Source organism: Flavobacterium sp. AK-345 (assembly GCF_058310175.1).
The window spans coordinates 49,013-67,979 of sequence record NZ_JBZEER010000004.1; the positions used below are offsets into that span (position 1 = coordinate 49,013).

General features: G+C 33.3%; 19 protein-coding genes. 7 read left to right on the plus strand and 12 right to left on the minus strand.

Annotated elements, in window-relative coordinates; translation table 11 throughout:
• Positions 1-77 precede the first annotated feature (77 nt).
• From AC4FQ3_RS09340 to AC4FQ3_RS09350, 3 genes are all read right to left on the minus strand, one after another.
• Positions 78-2,468, minus strand: a complete 2,391-nt coding sequence (locus AC4FQ3_RS09340; RefSeq protein ID WP_491181678.1) for a ribonucleoside-diphosphate reductase subunit alpha — start codon at positions 2,466-2,468, stop codon at positions 78-80.
• 266 nt (positions 2,469-2,734) lie between these two features.
• The gene (locus AC4FQ3_RS09345; RefSeq protein WP_042563659.1) at positions 2,735-3,712 is read right to left on the minus strand and encodes a ribonucleotide-diphosphate reductase subunit beta; all 978 of its coding nucleotides are present in this window, start codon (positions 3,710-3,712) and stop codon (positions 2,735-2,737) included.
• Between the two features lie 335 nt (positions 3,713-4,047).
• Complete coding sequence (locus AC4FQ3_RS09350; RefSeq protein ID WP_042563658.1) at positions 4,048-4,617, minus strand: DUF3109 family protein; 570 nt, start codon at positions 4,615-4,617, stop codon at positions 4,048-4,050.
• Positions 4,618-5,077: 460 nt separating this feature from the next.
• On the opposite strand from AC4FQ3_RS09350, the gene AC4FQ3_RS09355 reads away from it, so the two are divergent.
• The 3 genes from AC4FQ3_RS09355 (at position 5,078) to AC4FQ3_RS09365 (ending at position 6,570) form a co-directional block, all read left to right on the plus strand.
• Positions 5,078-5,656 (plus strand): MarC family protein, encoded by a 579-nt coding sequence (locus AC4FQ3_RS09355; RefSeq protein ID WP_042563657.1) that lies wholly within the window; start codon positions 5,078-5,080, stop codon positions 5,654-5,656.
• Positions 5,657-5,762: 106 nt separating this feature from the next.
• Positions 5,763-5,963, plus strand: a complete 201-nt coding sequence (locus AC4FQ3_RS09360) for a hypothetical protein (protein ID WP_042563701.1) — start codon at positions 5,763-5,765, stop codon at positions 5,961-5,963.
• A gap of 1 nt (position 5,964) precedes the next feature.
• Positions 5,965-6,570 carry an FAD-dependent oxidoreductase gene (locus AC4FQ3_RS09365; RefSeq protein ID WP_491181679.1) on the plus strand — a complete coding sequence of 202 codons (606 nt, stop codon included), beginning with the start codon at positions 5,965-5,967 and terminating at the stop codon, positions 6,568-6,570.
• Positions 6,571-6,758: 188 nt separating this feature from the next.
• Here the strand turns inward: AC4FQ3_RS09365 and AC4FQ3_RS09370 are convergent, their stop codons facing one another.
• From AC4FQ3_RS09370 to AC4FQ3_RS09390, 5 genes are all read right to left on the minus strand, one after another.
• Positions 6,759-7,073: a hypothetical protein gene (locus AC4FQ3_RS09370; protein WP_042563655.1), complete on the minus strand. Its 315-nt coding sequence runs from the start codon at positions 7,071-7,073 to the stop codon at positions 6,759-6,761.
• 161 nt (positions 7,074-7,234) lie between these two features.
• Entirely contained in the window at positions 7,235-7,600 is a 366-nt protein-coding gene (locus AC4FQ3_RS09375; protein ID WP_302093735.1) for a nuclear transport factor 2 family protein, read from the minus strand.
• Positions 7,601-7,616: 16 nt separating this feature from the next.
• On the minus strand, positions 7,617-9,197 hold the full coding sequence (locus AC4FQ3_RS09380) for a S41 family peptidase (RefSeq protein WP_491181680.1): 1,581 nt from the start codon (positions 9,195-9,197) through the stop codon (positions 7,617-7,619).
• Entirely contained in the window at positions 9,198-9,626 is a 429-nt protein-coding gene (locus AC4FQ3_RS09385) for a deoxycytidylate deaminase (RefSeq protein WP_042563652.1), read from the minus strand. It abuts the gene before it with no gap.
• A gap of 6 nt (positions 9,627-9,632) precedes the next feature.
• A complete protein-coding gene (locus AC4FQ3_RS09390) occupies positions 9,633-10,226 on the minus strand; it encodes a HupE/UreJ family protein (protein ID WP_042563651.1) in 594 nt (197 codons plus the stop codon).
• A 172-nt stretch (positions 10,227-10,398) separates the two neighbouring features.
• Here AC4FQ3_RS09390 and AC4FQ3_RS09395 point away from each other — a divergent pair, with 172 nt between their 5' ends.
• Complete coding sequence (locus tag AC4FQ3_RS09395) at positions 10,399-10,830, plus strand: tellurite resistance TerB family protein (protein ID WP_042563650.1); 432 nt, start codon at positions 10,399-10,401, stop codon at positions 10,828-10,830.
• A 134-nt stretch (positions 10,831-10,964) separates the two neighbouring features.
• Here AC4FQ3_RS09395 and fbp read toward each other — a convergent pair whose 3' ends face one another.
• Positions 10,965-11,972 carry a class 1 fructose-bisphosphatase gene (fbp, locus tag AC4FQ3_RS09400; RefSeq protein ID WP_042563649.1) on the minus strand — a complete coding sequence of 336 codons (1,008 nt, stop codon included), beginning with the start codon at positions 11,970-11,972 and terminating at the stop codon, positions 10,965-10,967.
• Between the two features lie 169 nt (positions 11,973-12,141).
• On the opposite strand from fbp, the gene AC4FQ3_RS09405 reads away from it, so the two are divergent.
• Positions 12,142-12,630 (plus strand): GNAT family N-acetyltransferase, encoded by a 489-nt coding sequence (locus AC4FQ3_RS09405; protein ID WP_115847966.1) that lies wholly within the window; start codon positions 12,142-12,144, stop codon positions 12,628-12,630.
• A gap of 130 nt (positions 12,631-12,760) precedes the next feature.
• Positions 12,761-14,020, plus strand: a complete 1,260-nt coding sequence (locus AC4FQ3_RS09410) for an aspartate kinase (RefSeq protein ID WP_463459628.1) — start codon at positions 12,761-12,763, stop codon at positions 14,018-14,020.
• Positions 14,021-14,088: 68 nt separating this feature from the next.
• Here AC4FQ3_RS09410 and AC4FQ3_RS09415 read toward each other — a convergent pair whose 3' ends face one another.
• From AC4FQ3_RS09415 to AC4FQ3_RS09425, 3 genes are all read right to left on the minus strand, one after another.
• Positions 14,089-16,266, minus strand: coding sequence for a TonB-dependent receptor domain-containing protein (locus tag AC4FQ3_RS09415; RefSeq protein ID WP_491181681.1), 2,178 nt, complete (start codon positions 16,264-16,266; stop codon positions 14,089-14,091).
• Positions 16,267-16,381: 115 nt separating this feature from the next.
• Positions 16,382-17,437, minus strand: a complete 1,056-nt coding sequence (locus AC4FQ3_RS09420) for a helix-turn-helix domain-containing protein (protein ID WP_491181682.1) — start codon at positions 17,435-17,437, stop codon at positions 16,382-16,384.
• A 3-nt stretch (positions 17,438-17,440) separates the two neighbouring features.
• Positions 17,441-18,502 carry a helix-turn-helix domain-containing protein gene (locus AC4FQ3_RS09425; RefSeq protein WP_491181683.1) on the minus strand — a complete coding sequence of 354 codons (1,062 nt, stop codon included), beginning with the start codon at positions 18,500-18,502 and terminating at the stop codon, positions 17,441-17,443.
• Between the two features lie 175 nt (positions 18,503-18,677).
• Here AC4FQ3_RS09425 and AC4FQ3_RS09430 point away from each other — a divergent pair, with 175 nt between their 5' ends.
• Positions 18,678-18,905: a DUF5808 domain-containing protein gene (locus AC4FQ3_RS09430; RefSeq protein WP_491181684.1), complete on the plus strand. Its 228-nt coding sequence runs from the start codon at positions 18,678-18,680 to the stop codon at positions 18,903-18,905.
• Positions 18,906-18,967: the final 62 nt, after the last annotated feature.

An 18,967-nucleotide genomic window follows, 5' to 3' on the forward strand; every position in this document is an offset into this window, starting at 1 on the left:
TACAATAACTGCTTTCTATTATTTAAGAGAATAAAATCTTTCCTCTTTATTCTATCTTCTTTCTTCTGCTAAAAAAATTAAGACCCACACATTTCACAATCTTCAGGATCTGCGGCTTGAGCTTTCAAAAGCATTGCTTTATAATCTTCAACGTTGATTTCTTCTGTTTCTGCAACAAGAGTTGGAACTTCTTCTTTTTTATCGTTGTTTAATGTGAATTTAATCGCATCTACTGCTGATTTCGTTCTTAGGTAATACATTCCAGTTTTTAAACCTGATTGCCAAGCGTAAAAGTGCATTGACGTAAGTTTAGAATAGTTGGCATCTTGCATGAACAAGTTTAACGATTGAGATTGGTCAATGAAATAACCTCTTTGACGTGACATATCGATAATGTCTTTCATAGACATTTCCCAAACTGTTTTGTACAATTCTTTAAGGTCTTGCGGAATCACATCAATGTTTTGAACAGATCCGTTATGACGCATGATTTCTTGTTTCAATGTTTCGTTCCACAAACCTAATTTTACTAAATCTTCCAGCAAATGTTTGTTTACTACAATAAATTCTCCAGACAATACACGACGTGTGTAAATGTTTGATGTGTACGGCTCAAAAGCTTCGTTGTTTCCTAAAATTTGTGAAGTTGAAGCTGTTGGCATTGGTGCAACCAATAATGAGTTACGAACTCCATGCTCCATTACTTCTTTTCTTAATGAAGCCCAGTCCCAACGACCAGATAATTCTTCATCTTTCATTCCCCACATATTGTATTGGAATTCTCCTTTAGACATTGGAGATCCTTCAAATGTAGAATATGGACCTTCTTCTTTAGCCATTTCCATAGAAGCGGTTACGGCTGCAAAATATAATGTTTCGAAAATTTCCTGGTTCAAAGCTTTAGCTTCGTCACTTGTAAACGGCATACGTAACATGATAAAAGCATCTGCTAAACCTTGCACTCCCAATCCAACCGGACGGTGGCGCATGTTTGAATTTTCAGCTTCTTTTACAGGATAATAGTTTCTGTCGATTACTTTGTTCAGGTTACGGGTTACACGTTTTGTAACGTTGTAAAGTGCCTGGTGATCAAATTTTCCGTTTTCAATAAACATTGGCAATGAAATTGAAGCCAAGTTACAAACCGCAATTTCATCTTTAGAGGTGTATTCCATAATCTCTGTACACAAGTTTGATGAACGGATTGTTCCTAAATTCTTGTGGTTCGATTTACGGTTTGCCGCATCTTTATACAACATATAAGGCGTTCCTGTTTCGATTTGTGATTCCAGGATTTTCTCCCATAATTCACGTGCACGAATGGTTTTTCTACCTTTTCCTCTAAATTCATAATCCAAATACATGGCTTCGAATTCTTCTCCGTAAACATCATATAATCCAGGGCATTCGTTCGGGCACATTAAAGTCCAAGATGCATCTTCCTGTACACGTTTCATAAACAAATCTGAAGTCCACATGGCGAAGAATAAATCTCTTGCACGCATTTCTTCTTTTCCTGTATTTTTCTTCAAATCTAGAAATTCGAAAATATCAGCATGCCATGTTTCAATGTATATCGCAAAACTTCCTTTACGTTTTCCACCACCCTGATCTACGTAACGAGCCGTATCGTTGAACACTCTCAACATTGGCACAATTCCGTTTGAAGTTCCGTTTGTACCTCGAATGTAAGATCCAGTCGCACGAACGTTATGAATAGAAAGACCAATTCCTCCCGCTGATTGCGAGATTTTAGCCGTTTGTTTTAAGGTATCGTAAATACCATCAATACTATCATCCTGCATTGCCAAAAGGAAACAAGAAGACATTTGTGGTTTTGGAGTTCCAGCATTAAACAACGTTGGCGTTGCATGCGTGAAGAACTTTTTAGACATTAAATCGTAGGTTTCAATTACCGATTTTAAATCATCTAAGTGAATACCAACAGAAACACGCATCAACATATGTTGTGGTCTTTCAACGATTTTTCCGTTGATTTTTAATAAGTACGAACGCTCTAAAGTTTTAAATCCGAAGTAATCGTAATTGAAATCTCTTGTATAAATGATATGAGAATCAAGGAAAGCAGAGTTTTCCTGAATTACCTTAAATACTTCATCCGAAAGTAGCGGTGCTTCCTGACCATTTCTTGGATTTACGTAGTTGTACATATCTTTCATCGTTTCTGAAAACGACTTTTTTGTATTCGAATGTAGGTTTGAAATCGCCACACGAGCTGCCAATTGTGCATAATCAGGATGCGCAATAGTCATAGATGCCGCCGTTTCTGCTGCAAGATTATCAAGTTCAGATGTAGAAACTCCGTCATACAATCCTTCGATAACTCTCATGGCTACCTTAACAGGATCTACAAGCTCATTTAGCCCGTAACACAATTTTTTAATTCTTTCTGTAATCTTATCAAACATTACGGGCTCTTTGTGGCCATCTCTTTTTACTACATACATAAGCTTACTTTTTTTAGTTTATTGAAAAAATGAAAGTCACTAGAAAACGAATTCCGGGACTTAAACATTGTGTGTTTTTAAATTATTTTTTGAGAATTACGGCATTCTCAATAGCCACCCTATTCCAATCTGAAATCAGACCGAAAATGCGTTGAAAATTATTGAATCTTCGATTTGGGAAAGAGATTCGTAAAATGTTTTTATTGTAAAATTTTAATCTTTTTTTTAGTGATTATTTGAGGTAAAGCACTAAAGTATTTTGTTGTCTAAAAATCTGCATCGAATGAAATTTTCTGAGCATCACTATCTGTGTTCATCACACCAGATTTTTGATACTCGGCAACACGCTTTTCAAAGAAATTAGTTTTTCCCTGAAGAGAAATCATATCCATGAAATCAAACGGATTTGCTGATCCATAAACACGTTCGCAACCTAATTCTACCAAAAGCCTGTCAGCAACAAACTCTAAATATTGTGTCATTAAAGCTGCATTCATACCAATTAAACTCACCGGAAGAGATTCTGTAACAAACTCTCTTTCAATATCTAAAGCATCAACAATGATTTCTTTAATTCTGTCTTTTGGTACTTTATTAATCAAATGGTGATTATGAAGGTGAACTGCAAAATCACAATGCACGCCTTCGTCACGAGAAATCAACTCGTTAGAAAAAGTTAAACCTGGCATTAAACCACGTTTTTTCAACCAGTAAATAGAACAGAAAGCTCCTGAAAAGAAAATTCCTTCAACCGCAGCAAATGCAATTAGTCTTTCAGCAAACGAATCAGATTCAATCCATTTTAAAGCCCAGTCTGCTTTTTTTCTGATAGCAGGAAAAACTTCCAAAGCATTAAATAATTCTGCTTTTTCTGCTTCATCTTTCACGTAAGTGTCAATCAATAAAGAATAAGTTTCACTGTGAATGTTTTCCATCATGATTTGAAATCCGTAGAAAAATTTCGCTTCAGCATATTGCACTTCGTTTACAAAGTTCTCAGCAAGGTTTTCATTTACAATTCCGTCAGAAGCTGCAAAAAACGCAAGAATGTGTTTAATGAAATATCTTTCTTCATCATTTAACTTATTATTCCAGTCAGTAAGATCCTGATGCAAATCGATTTCCTCTGCAGTCCAAAAACTAGCTTCCATTTTCTTATACCATTCCCAAATATCATGATGTTTGATAGGAAAAATAACGAAACGGTTCTTGTTTTCTTGTAAAATTGGTTCGACTTGCGACATGGCTTTTATGTTTAATTTTTTTACTGATTTTTTGCTTTTTCAGAGTAGTACAAAGATTGTCATTTATCGCTAAAAATGAAAGCCAAACTTATTCACAATTTGGCGTAGTTTTTAACAACGGCAAAAAAGTAGTCTATTTTTCAGACAATATTTAAATTATTGAAAATGAGTATTTTAAAACCACCTATTTAACCTTAAGTGCCGTAAAATATAGACTTTTTACAATAAAAAGCAAGAAATTTTTAATTGTTTTTAAAAGTTTTTTTAGAGTTAAAACTTTAATTCATTGAGTTAAAAAATACCACATGAAAAGCGTATTTTTTACAGTTATTTTTTTAAGAATTTTTAAGTTCCTGAGCTACTTTTTCAAGCTCCATATACCAATCTTCACCAAAGCGACGAATCAGGGCTTCTTTTACAAACTTATAAACCGGAACTTCTAATTCTTTACCTAAAGAACAGGCATCATCGCAAATATCCCATTTGTCATAATTAACCGCAGCAAATTCTGTGAAGTCTTTTACACGAATTGGATACAAATGACAAGAAACTGGTTTTTTCCAGTCAACTATTCCTTGATTATACGCTTGCTCGATTCCGCAAAGTGCAGTTTTTCCATCAAAAATAACGTAGGCACAATCTTTCTCGTCGATTAATGGCGTTTCAAGATCACCATCGGTTCCTTTTACCCAGGTTCCTTGTGCTTCGATCGCAGCAATTCCTTCTTTTCTTAAAAAAGGTTTTACTTTAGGATAAATCTCTTCCATTATTTTGGTTTCAGCTTCGCTCAAAGGCGCACCCGCATCTCCGTCAACACAACAGGCTCCTTTACAAGCCGACAAGTTGCACACAAATTCTTTTTCAAGAATATCCTCTGAAATAATGGTTTTACCTAATTGAAACATGATATTGAAATACTGAAATTTATAAAGTGCAAAGATAGGCAAAGAAAGCAGATGATGTGAGATTAAATTTTACAGTACAAATTAGTGAAATTTTACCGCAGAGATGCACAAAGTTTTTCACAGAGTTTCGCAGAGTTTTTTACTTTTTGGCTGTTTTTTTAAGTTCACAAAGCTTTGAAATTTAACTTTCGCAAAGCTTAATAAACCTTTGTGTAACTCTGTGAAAAACTTTGTGCATCTCTGCGTAAAACTCACAAGATTTATAAACTCTAAAAATTAAACTTTGCGAAACTCTGTGAAAATCTTTGTGAATCTCTGTGACAAAGTTATCAATTGTTACAAATATCACTTTTTTAACCAATAAAACGTGTTTTTATAACAAAAATACATCGTATAGAAAAAACACCTACCTTTATTATCTACCTTTGCAAAAATTTTAAACGCTTAAAATCAAAGTAATATGTTAGAAATCGACTTTAAAGAAATAATTACTGTTGGAATGGTACTTTTTGCTGTAATTGACATTGTGGGTTCTATTCCGATTATTGTGAATTTAAGAGCGAAAGTTGGTCATATTGAATCTGAGAAAGCTACTATTGTTGCAGGAACAATTATGATAGTTTTTCTTTTTGTTGGAGAAGGCTTTCTTAACCTAATAGGTATCGATGTTCATTCGTTTGCTGTCGCAGGTTCATTTGTCTTATTTTTTCTTGCTTTAGAAATGATTTTAGGACTTAGAATTTTTCGCGATGAAGAACCTGGCTCTGCCTCTATCGTTCCTTTGGCTTTTCCGTTAATTGCCGGAGCCGGAACAATGACTACTTTATTATCACTTAGGTCGCAATTTCATACCATAAATATTGTCATTGCTATTTTACTCAATATCATCCTTGTATATATTGTTTTAAAATCTTCTAAAAAAATTGAAGATTTATTAGGAGAAAACGGACTTGGCGTGGTTCGCAAGACATTTGGAGTGATACTTTTAGCGATTGCTGTTAAATTATTCGCCGCTAATGTTAAAGGTTTGTTCGTCTAACGTTTATTTTTATAAATTTACCCCCATTAAAATTTCTAAATACAACTTTAAGACAATTTTACGTCAAAAGGTTTTACTTATTATTTTAGACAAACAAAATAGCCATATGAAAATTTTCACTTCCATATTAGTACTTTTAGCTTTAGCTTTAATCGTTTTTAACATTACATTGTTAGACTTTAAAAATCCTTTCCAAGGAGATAGTGCCGTTGCTTTTATTGGAATAGCCGCTTCTTTTTGTGCCGTTTTGATTCTTTTGATTTTTAGAATTTCAAAAAGAATTGAAGAAAAAATGAACGGTAGATAATATGTTTGATGTTTTAATTATCGGCGGAGGCGTTTCTGGCATGTCCTGTGCTCTCGTATTGGGGTCTGCCAAAAACAAAGCTTTTGTTACCGATAAAAAAATCGGGATTTTTACACATCAAAAAAATTCTTCTTTACAGGAAGCAATTTTCTACAATGCTTACGGAATTACACCAGGTAAATTAGGATCTGATTTACTTATAGAAAGCACACAGGATTTGGCTCTGACTTATCCTCATATTACTCAGATTGCAAATGAAAAAGTAATTAAAGTTGAGGGATCTTTTCCTGAATTCACTGTAATTACGAATAAAAACTCATACAAAACTAAAAATATCGTAATCGGAATTGGTTCTGCCAATACTTTTGATATCGAAGGTTTAATGCAATATGTTGAACCTCACAAAAAAGCATTACCAGAAAAACAGCGTATTCAACTAAAAAACGACGATCATAAAGTTGCAGATGGTATTTACGTTATTGGAACTCTTGCAGGCTGGAGAAGCCAACTGGCTATTGCCGCAGGAAGTGGTGCAGCTGTTGCAACCGATATTCTGACTTTATGGAATAACGGTATACAAACTCACGCCCACGATAGCATTCGATAAAATTTTAAAACATAAGTTTTTTATTTTTTACCATTAAGAGATTAAGTTTATTAAGCTGTAGCATTAAATCTATTACTGGTAAAAATAATTCGTAAAAAAAACCATTAAGAGATCAAGTTTATTAAGCGTTAACTTAATTTTTCTTAATCTCTTAATGGTTAAATAAATTTTATGTTAGGTGTTTTTTGTTATTTCACTGAAACAATCTCCTGTACTTTCATGTGTTTTTCGTCGTCTGTTTTCCAGATTTCTCCTTTTAGTGAAACCTGATCTCCAATTTTAACTTGTTTGTAGTTTTGAGGCCCGCCAACGTTTACAATGCTGATTGTTGCAAAATAAACTTCTTTTGTATCAGTTATAACTTTTGCTGTGTAACCATCTTTTCCTGATTCTACCGATTCTACTTTTCCTGAGATGGCCTTATTGGTATCTTTCATAGCTGTACAAGAAATTACAAAAGCCATTAAAATTACTAATGCACTTATTCTTTTTAGATTTTTCATATTTGTATTGTGTGTATTAAAATTTAACCGCAAAGCTCGCAAAGTTTTACGAATCCCGAAGCTTTAGGACGCAAATTTTTTAAATTATTTATCTGGTAAAGTTCGCTAAGACTGCGACTTTAAATGTTATATTATACTTTAAAAAATTATTATTATTTGAATTATTGCAAAACGACACAGCTTCCGGCAATTACCTGAAGATCTTCATTAAACTGTTTCCAAACTCTAACATAACGATAAGCACCACCTAACGGATTACCATCATAAGTTCCCCTTAATGAAACGGTTACCGCAACAACTGCAACATCATCTATAATATTAATAAGTTGATCTGAAGCTTCCAGCATTTCAACCTTCATTTTACCTAAACGATACGATTCTAAATCTAACTCTTTGGTAATGGTATTTCCGTCAGGCAAATTGAACAACAAATCGTCATGAAGCATTTTTTCCAAAACTGGAACATCTGCTTTTTTGATTGCCGTTAAAAGTTCGATTTCTGCATTAACAACTTCTTCTGTTTTCATATCAAAAAAAATTAAATTATTTTTTCTTCGGATTTAAAACTGTTTTAATCATTGCATCTTCTTTCAAAATCACATCATAATAATACAGTTCTCCGTATAATTGTCGGGCGAATTCTGCTGTAATGTAGCGATTTACCAGTGCTTTTGTTTTATCTAATTTTAAATCTAAACCAGTCATTAAAATATAGTTTTGAAACTTTTTGAAATAGGCATCAGAACCTTTCATTTTGTTTAGGAACTCATTAAAATGAAGTCCTGCAAATGCATTTCTGTTTTTATCTAATTCTTCAAAAACAAAATGCCCTACTATTCCCGTTTGCAATAAATAAGCGACATTTTCATTTCCGTGTTCAGCTTCCATCGGTACAAAAACATCTGGAACGATTCCGCCGCCGCCGTAAACAATTTTACCTTTTGGTGTTTTAAACCTTAAGGAATCGGCTACTTTTATACTGTCTTTTGCATAAAGTTCCCCAGATTTTATACGATCTTCAGATTCCTTATAATATTCTTCGTTTCCTTTTTTATATGGCTTTTGAATCGATCTTCCGGTTGGCGTGTAATATCTTGCCACAGTTAATCGAACTGCAGATCCGTCGTTAAAATCCATTTCACGCTGTACCAATCCTTTCCCAAAAGAACGTCGTCCAACAATAGTTCCGCGATCATTATCCTGAATCGCGCCGGCTAAAATTTCACTTGCCGAGGCACTATTTTCATTAATTAAAATATACACTTTTCCAGTTTCAAAACTTCCGGCTTGTGTGGCATATGTGTTTTCGGTTGTTCCGTTTTTGTTTTTGGTAAAAACGATCATTTGTTTATCTTTCAAAAACTCATCGGCAATAGCTACAGCTTCTTCCATATAACCGCCTCCATTATCGCGAAGATCAATTACGAGTGACTGAATTCCGTTTTGCTTTAATCTTGTTAATCCGGTTTTGAATTCTTTATAAGTAGTTTCGGCAAAACGATTGATTTTGATGTAACCCGTTTTATTATCCAATAATAAAGAAGCGTCGACACTTTTGAGCGGAATAATATCTCTCTTAATTTTAAACTTGAGTTTCTTTTTTTCCGATTTTCTAAAAACGGTCAATTCAATCTCAGAACCTTTTATGCCTTTCAATTTTGAAAACAAACTGTCAGAAGGTAATTTTCGTCCAAATAATTTCGTTTTTCCGGCAAATAAAATTCGGTCTCCAGATTTTAGTCCGGCTTTCGCAGAAGGTCCATTTTCAACCGGCCTGATAATCGCCACAGAATCCCGGTACATATAAAAATTGATTCCTATTCCCACAAAGTCGCCTTTCATACTTTCGGCAACTTCTGCTTGTTCACTTGGCGGAATGTAAACAGAATGCGGATCCAATTTTGATAAAATATTATCTACGGTAAGATTCACAATAGAGTCTGTGTTCACTTTATCAACATATTCATTATTGATAAAATCAATCAGTTTATTCAGCTTGGTTTTTGAACTGGTTTTAGCCAAAAGCTGGTCATCGGCAGGAGCACTGGTCATGCTTCCGACAATTGTACCAAGAGCGAAAGTAGCTCCTATAACGATGGGTAAATATGTTGGATTAAATTTCATTTATTCTTCTAAAACAGGAATATGTTCAACTTCGATACCTGCTTTTATTAAAAATTGAATTCCTGAATCGTCACGGTAACCATCCTGATAAACAACTCTTTTTATCCCGGACTGATGTATTAATTTACTGCATTCTTTGCAGGGCGAAAGTGTAATATACAATGTTGCTCCTTCGCAGGATTGTGTTGATCGTGCTACTTTTAAAATCGCATTTGCTTCGGCATGCAGAACATCCCAGCGCGTTAATCCATCTTCGTCTTCGCAGCAATTTTCAAATCCCGATGGTGTACCGTTGTAACCATCAGAGATAATCATTCGATCTTTTACGATAATCGCGCCTACTTGTTTACGCTTGCAATAAGATAGCAAACTCCATTCTTTGGCAATTCGAAGATACGCTTTATCGTATTTATTTAATTTTATTTCCATTTAATTTTATCTGTTCCAAATTGGGCTTTCTACAATCATCGGAATTACAACTCCGATAATAAAAGCCGACATTACAAGTGCCCAATCGCGTTTTGAAAAACGAAATACGGTTTGCACTATATATGATAATAACAAAACTACAAAAACAACAACTAGTTGTGCAGTTTCGATACCCAATGCAAATTCCCCTAAAGGTAGTAATTTTGATGTTGCGGAACCTCCTAAAATTGTTTTAAAATAATTGGAGAAACCAAGTCCGTGAATTATTCCAAAAAACAATGTTACAAAAAAGATCAAGTTCAGTCCGTCATTTTTAGTTGCTTTTCCTGCTGTAAAAAGATGGTAAAAAGCGGTTATGAGAATTGTAATAGGAATTAAAAACTCAACCAAGCTTACTTTTACGGCTATGATTCCAAAAACAGAAAGTACCAGAGCTAAGGTATGACCAACTGTGAAAACTGTAACCAAAAGTAAAATTCTTTTCCAGTCTTTAAAGGTATAAGGAACTGTTAATGCGATTAAAAAAAGAACGTGATCATAAGCGTGAATATCTAAAACGTGCTTTAATCCTATCTGAAAATAAATCCAAAATTCTGACATAGGTATAATGGTATTAATTGATTAAGGGGTGGTAAACTTACGATTTATTTTGAAAAAACTGAGAAACCCCGATATTAAATCAACGTAGAAAATAAAGTTAAATTTTATGAGAAAATTAAAATTATTAATTTAAAATAAGATTTATATTTGCGTGATATAAAACTCCATAATTATGTCATTTTCAGATTTATTCGATAGCGAATTCAAACAAAGAAATAAAGGTCACTTTTCAGCTATTGTTCGTGTAGCATTAGCAGATGGAATTGTTCATCCTGAAGAAAAAAATTTCTTGGATAAATTAGCTTCACGTTTAGAAATTTCAGAAACTGAATACGAAGAAATTCTAAACGACCCATTAAAATACCCAATCAATCCTCCTTATTTACATGTTCAGCGATTAGAGCGTTTATACGATTTAACAAGAATGGTGCATGTTGATCATCATCTTGAAGACCAACAAGAGGTAATGTTAAGAAAGTTAGGAATTGCTTTAGGTTTTACGCCAAGCAACGTAAATTATATCATTGCAAAAGCATTGTCATTAGTAGACAAAAAAGTAGATGCTGACACTTTTGTTTACGAAATGCAGCACATGCATAAATAGTATTCAGTTTACAGTCTCAGTTTACAGTTTTAAATTGAGTCCAAAACTAAGATCGAAATTAAAGTATAAACCCGACAGATTTTAAAAATCTGTCGGGTTTGCTGTAACTGAAAACTGAGACTGAAAACTAAATACTATTCAGCTTCTGCCATAAATTGTTCTGCTTTTTCTACCATATTTTGACTTCCGCAGAAAAAAGGAACTCTTTGATGCAATTCAGTTGGCTGGATTTCCATAATTCGTCCAAAACCGTCTGTTGCTTTTCCTCCTGCCTGTTCAGCAATAAATGCCATTGGATTACATTCATATAATAAACGTAACTTCCCTTTTGGTGCTTTTGAACTTGTTGGATAAATATAAATCCCGCCTTTGATCATATTTCGATGAAAATCAGAAACCAAACTTCCTATGTATCTTGAAGTATAAGGTCTGTCATCTTCTTCACGCTGGCAATATTTAATGTAGTTTTTTACACCCTGCGGAAAGTGCACATAATTTCCTTCGTTTACCGAATAAATATGTCCGTCTTTTGGAAATTTCATATTTGGATGCGACAAATAAAACGTTCCAATTGCCGGATTCAGTGTAAAACCATTTACTCCAAAACCTGTTGTGTAAACCAACATGGTCGATGTTCCGTAAATTACATATCCTGCCGCCACCTGATTTACTCCCGGTTGTAAAAAATCCTCGCTTGTAACCGGAGTACCAATTGGTGTGATTCTTCTAAAAACCGAAAAAATAGTTCCAAGAGAAACATTGACATCAATATTTGAAGATCCGTCTAGCGGATCCATTAAGATAACGTACTTATTATTATGACAGTTGTCGCTCCCCTGAACTGTAATAAAATCGTCGTTTTCTTCTGAAGCAATACCACAGACAATCTCACGGTTTATTAACGTCTGAATAAATACTTCATTTGCATACACATCTAATTTTTGCTGCTCTTCTCCCTGAATATTTTGTTCGCCCACGGCGCCAATAATATCCACTAACCCGGCTTTGTTAACTTTATAGTTGACGACCTTTGCCGCCAAACGTATCGAGTTGAGTATTCGGGAAAGTTCTCCCGACGAATACTGAAATGCTTTTTGGTTCTCAATAATAAACTCTCCCAGTGTTTTATTGCGTTCTTCCATTGCTATATCGTTATAGTTTTAATTTTAAGTCACAAATATCGCTTATTTTGTGAGAATGATTTAAAAATTATTTTGTTAGTTTGCTACTATTGTATATTTGCTAATTAAAGGCAAAAAGAATAAAGTAAAAGCATATTTTTTGGCTTATAAATAATTAATAATAAGAATAATGAATATTAGAAAGGGAAATCCTGAAGACATGAAAGCGGTTTTGGAACTGATACAGGAGTTGGCAATATTCGAAAAAGAGCCTGAAGCTGTTGTTATAACCGAAGAAGATTTAATACGTGACGGTTTTGGCGAAAAACCACTATTCAATGTTTTTGTAGCCGAAATTGAAAATGAGAAACAGCAAAAAGAAATTGTTGGAATCGCATTATACTACTACCGTTACTCGACCTGGAAAGGAAAAACAATTCACCTTGAAGACTTAATTGTGAAGGAAAAAATGCGTGGTACCGGTTTGGGATCTGCACTTTATGCCGAAATTATGAAACAGGGAAAAAAAGATAATGTGAGAAGAGTTGAATGGAATGTTTTGGACTGGAATACACCGGCTGTAAATTTCTACAAGAATTCTGGCGCAAGAATTCTTGACGGATGGCAGGTTGTTCAAATGGATCAGGACGGAATTAATTCTTTCTTAGAGAAAAATTAAAAAAATATTAGCCACGAATTTCACGAATCTACACGAATTAATTTGTGCTAATTCTTGAAATTCGTGGCAACCATAAAAAATAGCAGATTTCATTCATTTGAAATCTAAAATTAAAAATCTAAAATTAATAATGAGAGTATTTAAATTTGGTGGTGCATCGGTAAAAGATGCTGCGGGAATTAAAAACGTATATGACGTTTTACAAAAAGTGGGTTATGAAGATGTGATTTTGGTAGTTTCGGCTATGGGGAAAACCACAAATGCTCTTGAAGTTGTTATCAAGAATTATTTTGATCAATCACCAGAGTTGAATTCATCTGTACAGGAAATTAAAAATTATCACAATCAAATAGTATTAGATTTATTTGAAAATGAAAAACATGAAGTTTTTACTGCCGTAGACGCTCAGTTTACTGAACTGGAATATTTTTTGGCACATAATAAATCTCCAAATTACAATTTCGTTTATGATCAGATTGTGAGTTTTGGAGAATTGATTTCGACTACAATTTTAAGTCATTTCATGAATTTTATGGGCATCCAGACAAATTGGCTTGACGTTCGTAATTTCATCAAAACAAATGCAAACTATAGAGATGCTGAAGTAGATTGGGAAGCAACAGAAGAGCTTATCAGCAAAAATGTACCAAGAAAAACTTTAAATATTACACAGGGATTTTTAGGTGCTGATGAAAACAATTTCACTACAACTCTTGGTCGTGAAGGTTCTGATTACACTGCCGGAATTTTTGCTTATTGTCTTGGAGCCGAAAGCGTAACGATCTGGAAAGATGTTCCCGGAGTTATGAATGCAGATCCGCGTTATTTTGAAAATGCGAGTTTGCTGAACCAAATTTCGTATCGTGAAGCAATCGAATTGGCTTTTTACGGCGCGACGGTTATTCACCCAAAAACATTACAGCCTTTACAGAAAAAAGAGATTCCATTATATGTGAAGTCTTTCATCAATCCATTACTCAAAGGAACTTGTGTTTCTAAAGGTGTTGATTTAGAGCCTCAATATCCATGTTTTATTGTAAAAAGAGAACAGCTTTTGATTTCTCTTTCATCAATAGATTTTTCTTTTATCATGGAAGAAAATATTAGCGAGATTTTTGGTTTATTTCACGAATTCAAAATCAAAGTAAACTTAATTCAGAACTCGGCGATTAGTTTTTCTGTTTGTGTAGAAGATAAATTTGGAAATTTTAATGATTTGAATGCCATTCTTTCGAAAAAATTCAAAGTAGATTATAGCGAAAATGTGACTTTATATACCATTCGTCACTTTACAGAAAACGCTGCACAAACTGTTGAAGAAAACAAAGCCGTTTTATTGAAACAGGTAAGTAGAGAAACAATGCAAATTGTGACTAAGGAACTTAATTAGTGCTTTTAAAAAGGTATTATTAATTCAATATATAAAAAGGTTTCACGGAATGTGAAACCTTTTTGCTTTTACCTCGCCCTATTATTCTCCGTCTCCCCAATCTCAGATTTCTTATAATTTGTCTTTTTAGAATTCCCGAAACTATAAGTTGCGATCAATTTAAAGTAATTTGAGGTATAAGTTCTGTGATAATAAATCTCAGTTTGCCCGACTGTATAATTTCCCGAAACCATGAAATCGTGAAAAATATCATTTGCTGTGAAATTGAGTTTTAAGGCATCTTTAAAAAAGTTTCTTTCGATTCCTAAAGTAACTGTGGATCGGCTATTATCACTTCGTAAACCGTAACTTTTATCGCCCAAATACCAGGCAAGCAATTGAATTTTAAACCAATCCGGAATTGTAAACGTATTATTCGAATACAAATAGATTTGAGGTTTTACAGGTCCTAAAGCGTAGGCATATGCATTATCAACCGCTTTGGTTAAATTCATACTTACGGTATTGGTAGAAGTCCACCATTTTGAAGTAAACGATCTTGAAATTGAAGCAAAATAAGAATGTTCTTTCTCCAGATTTAAAGATCTTAAAATATAACTGTTTGGTGTATCGCCACGTAAAGCTGCGGCAGAAATAGGATCTGTTTTATAGGTATATCCTATTTTAAAATCAAACTTTTTGTACATCACGCCAATTTCAAAAGCATGAATTTTTTCAGGCAATAAATTCGGATTTCCTTCAATTGTCGTAAACGGATCCTGATAAATAACATACGGATTTAATGCCTGATATCTTGGTCTTGTAATTCTGGAAACATACGAAGCGTGAGCTTTTAAATCATCCGAGAAATCGAAATTTAAAAGCAGGTTCGGAAAAATATTGCCATAACTTTTACTAAATTTTCTGTTTCCGTTTGCGTTTGTAAATAATTCATAATTTGTGTACTCACCACGTGCGCCAACCGAAAAATTAAACTTTTCGCCCCAGGAATTTCCATAATTAAAATACGCTGCACCAATTTTTTCTTTATAAGAGAAATCACTTGAGAGTTCACTATCCAACTCAAAAACTTCGTCTTCCGGATTTGCAATCAAAAAATCTGTACCCGAATTTATAGTGGCATTACTAAACTTTGCTCCTGTTTCCAGCTTTGTGTTTTTATTGTTTTTTTTAGAATAATCTACTTGTGCCATTATTATATTTATACCATTAGCAACATTATTCTTTAAATATTTTTCGGTATTAACCTCATTTTCAAGACTGTTCTCGTCAATAAAGTCGTGTATGGTTCCATTATAATTTGAATATTGAGTTCCTATAAATAATGATGAACCTTTAGCATCCGTGATCACATTGTAATTTAAATTGATGAACTGATTTAGTAAAACATCATTTTTAGCAATATCCGTTGCATAAAAATTTGTTCCTTTATTATCTTCAATTGAATTTCGGCTTTCAACAACTCCGCCTAAATCTTCAATATTTCCGCTATAAGCCAGAGAAATATAATCCTTGTCAGAAAAAGCATATTGCAATCCAAAACCAAAATTGGAGTAATTATTAAACTGGCGTTTCCAGTCTGTAGTTAGTTGGGATCGCATAAATTCATCAGGATTTGGACGTGTTCTTGTTGTGTATAAAAGTTCTCTGCCTTTTCCTAATTGTAATCCGTAATTGGTTATAAACGAAAATTTTCCTTTTGTATAATTAAAATCTAAAAGTGTATTGGTGCTTGTTCCAGCAAATTCTGAAACTGTAACTTGCTGGCTTGCCGTTCCCATTATTCCGTTTTCGATATTTCTTTTGGTAATAATATTGATCACCGCTTTTCCTTCGGCATCATATTTTGACGACGGATTGGAGATTACTTCTATTTTTAAAATTTGTGAAACCGGAATCGCGGCAAAACGTTCGTAGTTAATCAAAATTCCGTTCAGGTAAATAATGGCTTCGCCTTTTCCCAGAACACTTATTTGTCCTTCGGCAACGACAACGTTTGGAACCCTGCTTAATACTTCATTTACAGAACTGCTTGTAGCCAATAAGGTGTTGGCAACGTTTACATCAATATTCCCGTTTGCTCCGTACTTTATTAAGGAAGCCTGTCTTTTTATTACAACTTCGTTTAACTCATTATTTTGAGGTTCGACTTTCGGCTGAATCGTTGGTTTAGTTTGTGCATTTGCATTTGTCGAGGCAAAAACAAAACAATAAATAAAAATGAAAACTGAGATTAAAAACTTCATAAATTTTGCGATTGAGGATTTGACTTTTTGTAGTGACAAAAGTCAGCTCAAAACCGCGAAACGAGGTAATGGAAAGAGATTTCAGGAGTACGAATTTATAAATCAATACTCTGTTTTAGGCTTGAAATCCCTGAATTTGAAAGTTTAAAGGCGTTGTTCCGGTATGTTTTTTAAAGGCAGCAAAAAAGGTTGATTTCGAATTAAAACCAACATCATAGCCGATAGATTCTAATGTGAGCTTATCATTTGAAACTATGGTTTTGCAAGCCTCGTTTATTCTAAATTCATTTACAAAACTTGTAAAATTCTTGCCCAGATTATTGTTTAAAAATTGTGATAATTGATGGCTTGAAATATTTATTTCATTGGATAAATCCTGTAAACTCAAATTGGGGTTTTTGTATAAACTCTTTTCCAGCATTATTTTTTGTAATTTTTCTGCTAAAATTGATGCTTCTTTTGGATCTGGTTTTTTGTCTTTTGAGATATTCAACAGAAACAAATCGTCCGTTTTTTTTCGGTATAAAAGAATCGAAAAAGCCAGATATAAAATAAATGTAAAGGATAAACAACCTGTAACGCATGAAATAAACGGAACTCTGGCAAAGCCCAGAAAATAAAAAAGAAAAATAATTGCGTTACCTAAGAAAATCATTCCGAACCATTTTTCTGCCGGAGTTGTATTATTATAGTCTTGAATCATTTTTTGAAGCAATATTCGACTTTCAAAACCTGATATAAAAAGGTAACTAAACCATTGCAGAAAAATTAATGCTACAAAATAGTCGTTCCATAAAACCGGATAATTTTGATATGGAAATAAAAATCCAATGCCAAAAATCGCAATGGACCAAATCATCAAATGATATTTCCATGTTTTAGGAGTTTTATTAATAGAATGAATTCCCGCTTTTAAAAAATAATATAAAAAAGGACCAATTAATAAACAAGACGAAAGTCCGATTTGAAGATACGTTTTTGGCAACGCATTATTAAAATAAACAAAAACAGTAACTGTAATTCTTATGCTTAATGCCAGCAACATTGCTCCCAGAAAAAAATTCGTGAGGTATTTTTTTCTGGTAAAAAAGAAAAAGTACGCACTCAGAATAAATCCGTTGAATGCACCCAAAGCACCAAAAAAGAATAATATTTCTTTACCAATATTCATAACCTAAGTTTGTAAAGCCCGAAGCTGATAATTTAATGGCGTTGTTCCTGTATGTTTTTTAAAAGCAGCAAAAAATGTCGATTTTGAATTAAAACCTACGTCGTAACCAATCGATTCCAAAGTCAGTTTATCATTTGAAGCAATAATTGAGCAAGCTTCATTTATTCTCAATTCGTTTATAAAACTTGTAAAGTTCTTTCCTAAATTATTATTTAAAAACTGTGATAATTGATGACTCGAAATATTAAGTTCCAGAGACAAATCCTGTAAACTCAGGTTCGGGTTTTTGTATAAACTTTTGTCGCTCATTATCTTTTCTAATTTTTCAGATAAAATTTTGGCTTCTGCCGAATCTATTTTCCTGCCTGAATACTTTTGATTATTCAACAGAAATAAATCATCGGTTTTTTTTCGGTATAAAAGAATAGAAATAATCAGATATAAAATAAAAGAAAACACAACTGCACCGCTAATATAAGTTGCTCCAGGAGCACCCATAATCGAAAGGAAATAAAAGAGAAATAAAAGAAAATTACCCAGAAAAAGCATTCCAAACCACACTTCTGCAGGATTTGTTTTTTGTCTTGGGTCAATTATTTTCTTCAGAATTGTTCGAATGGTATATCCTGAAAAAACAATATAAACGAACCATTGAAAATAAATTATTTTTATAATCGAACGTCCCCAAAGTTTTGGATAATCTTCATAGGGATATAAAATGCCAACAGTAACGATCACGATTCCCCAAAACAGTAATGAAATTTTCCAGGATTTTGGCATCACATTTATTTCTTCAACCGCCGATCTTAAAAAGTAATACAAACACGGCCCAATAAAAAAACAAGCCGTTAACCCAAATTGCAAATACATTTTAGGCAAAGTGGGATCAAAATATACAAATACTGATTTCCCTATTCGGACACTTAATGCAAACAATAGTGCGCCCAAGAAATAATTAGTCAGGTATTTTTTCTTTGTAAAGAAGAAAAAGTAAACCCCAAGAATAATTCCGTTGAAAGCTCCCAAAGCACTAAAAAAGAATAAAAGTTCTTTACCAGTATCCATAATTGAAGTTTTATATCTGACAAAGCTAAAAAAAATTGATTCCTGTCAGAATAATTTTGAAAAAGTTTATTTTTATTTTTTACAAAAAATAAGATTATTCCTTAATTAAAAATATTTAACTAAATTTACTTTGTACCAAAAAAAGTAAGCCTATAAATATCAATACTTTACGATTATGCAAAATGATAACGAACCTAGCGAAGAAACTAAAAATGAATGGGAAAACGATCCGGATAACTGGATATGGGGAATGTTTTATTATAACCCAAAAGACAAGAGATCTTATTTTCCAAAAAGAATAAAAGAATTTGGCTGGCATGCTAATTATGCAGATCCTAATTACGTTGTTATTGTCTTATTGTTAGTTGCAGTAATAGTTGTTTTTATAAAATATGCCAGATAATCAGCATTAATCCATCATAATTACTGCTAAAACTAAAATATCCTCCATATCATTTCCCAATT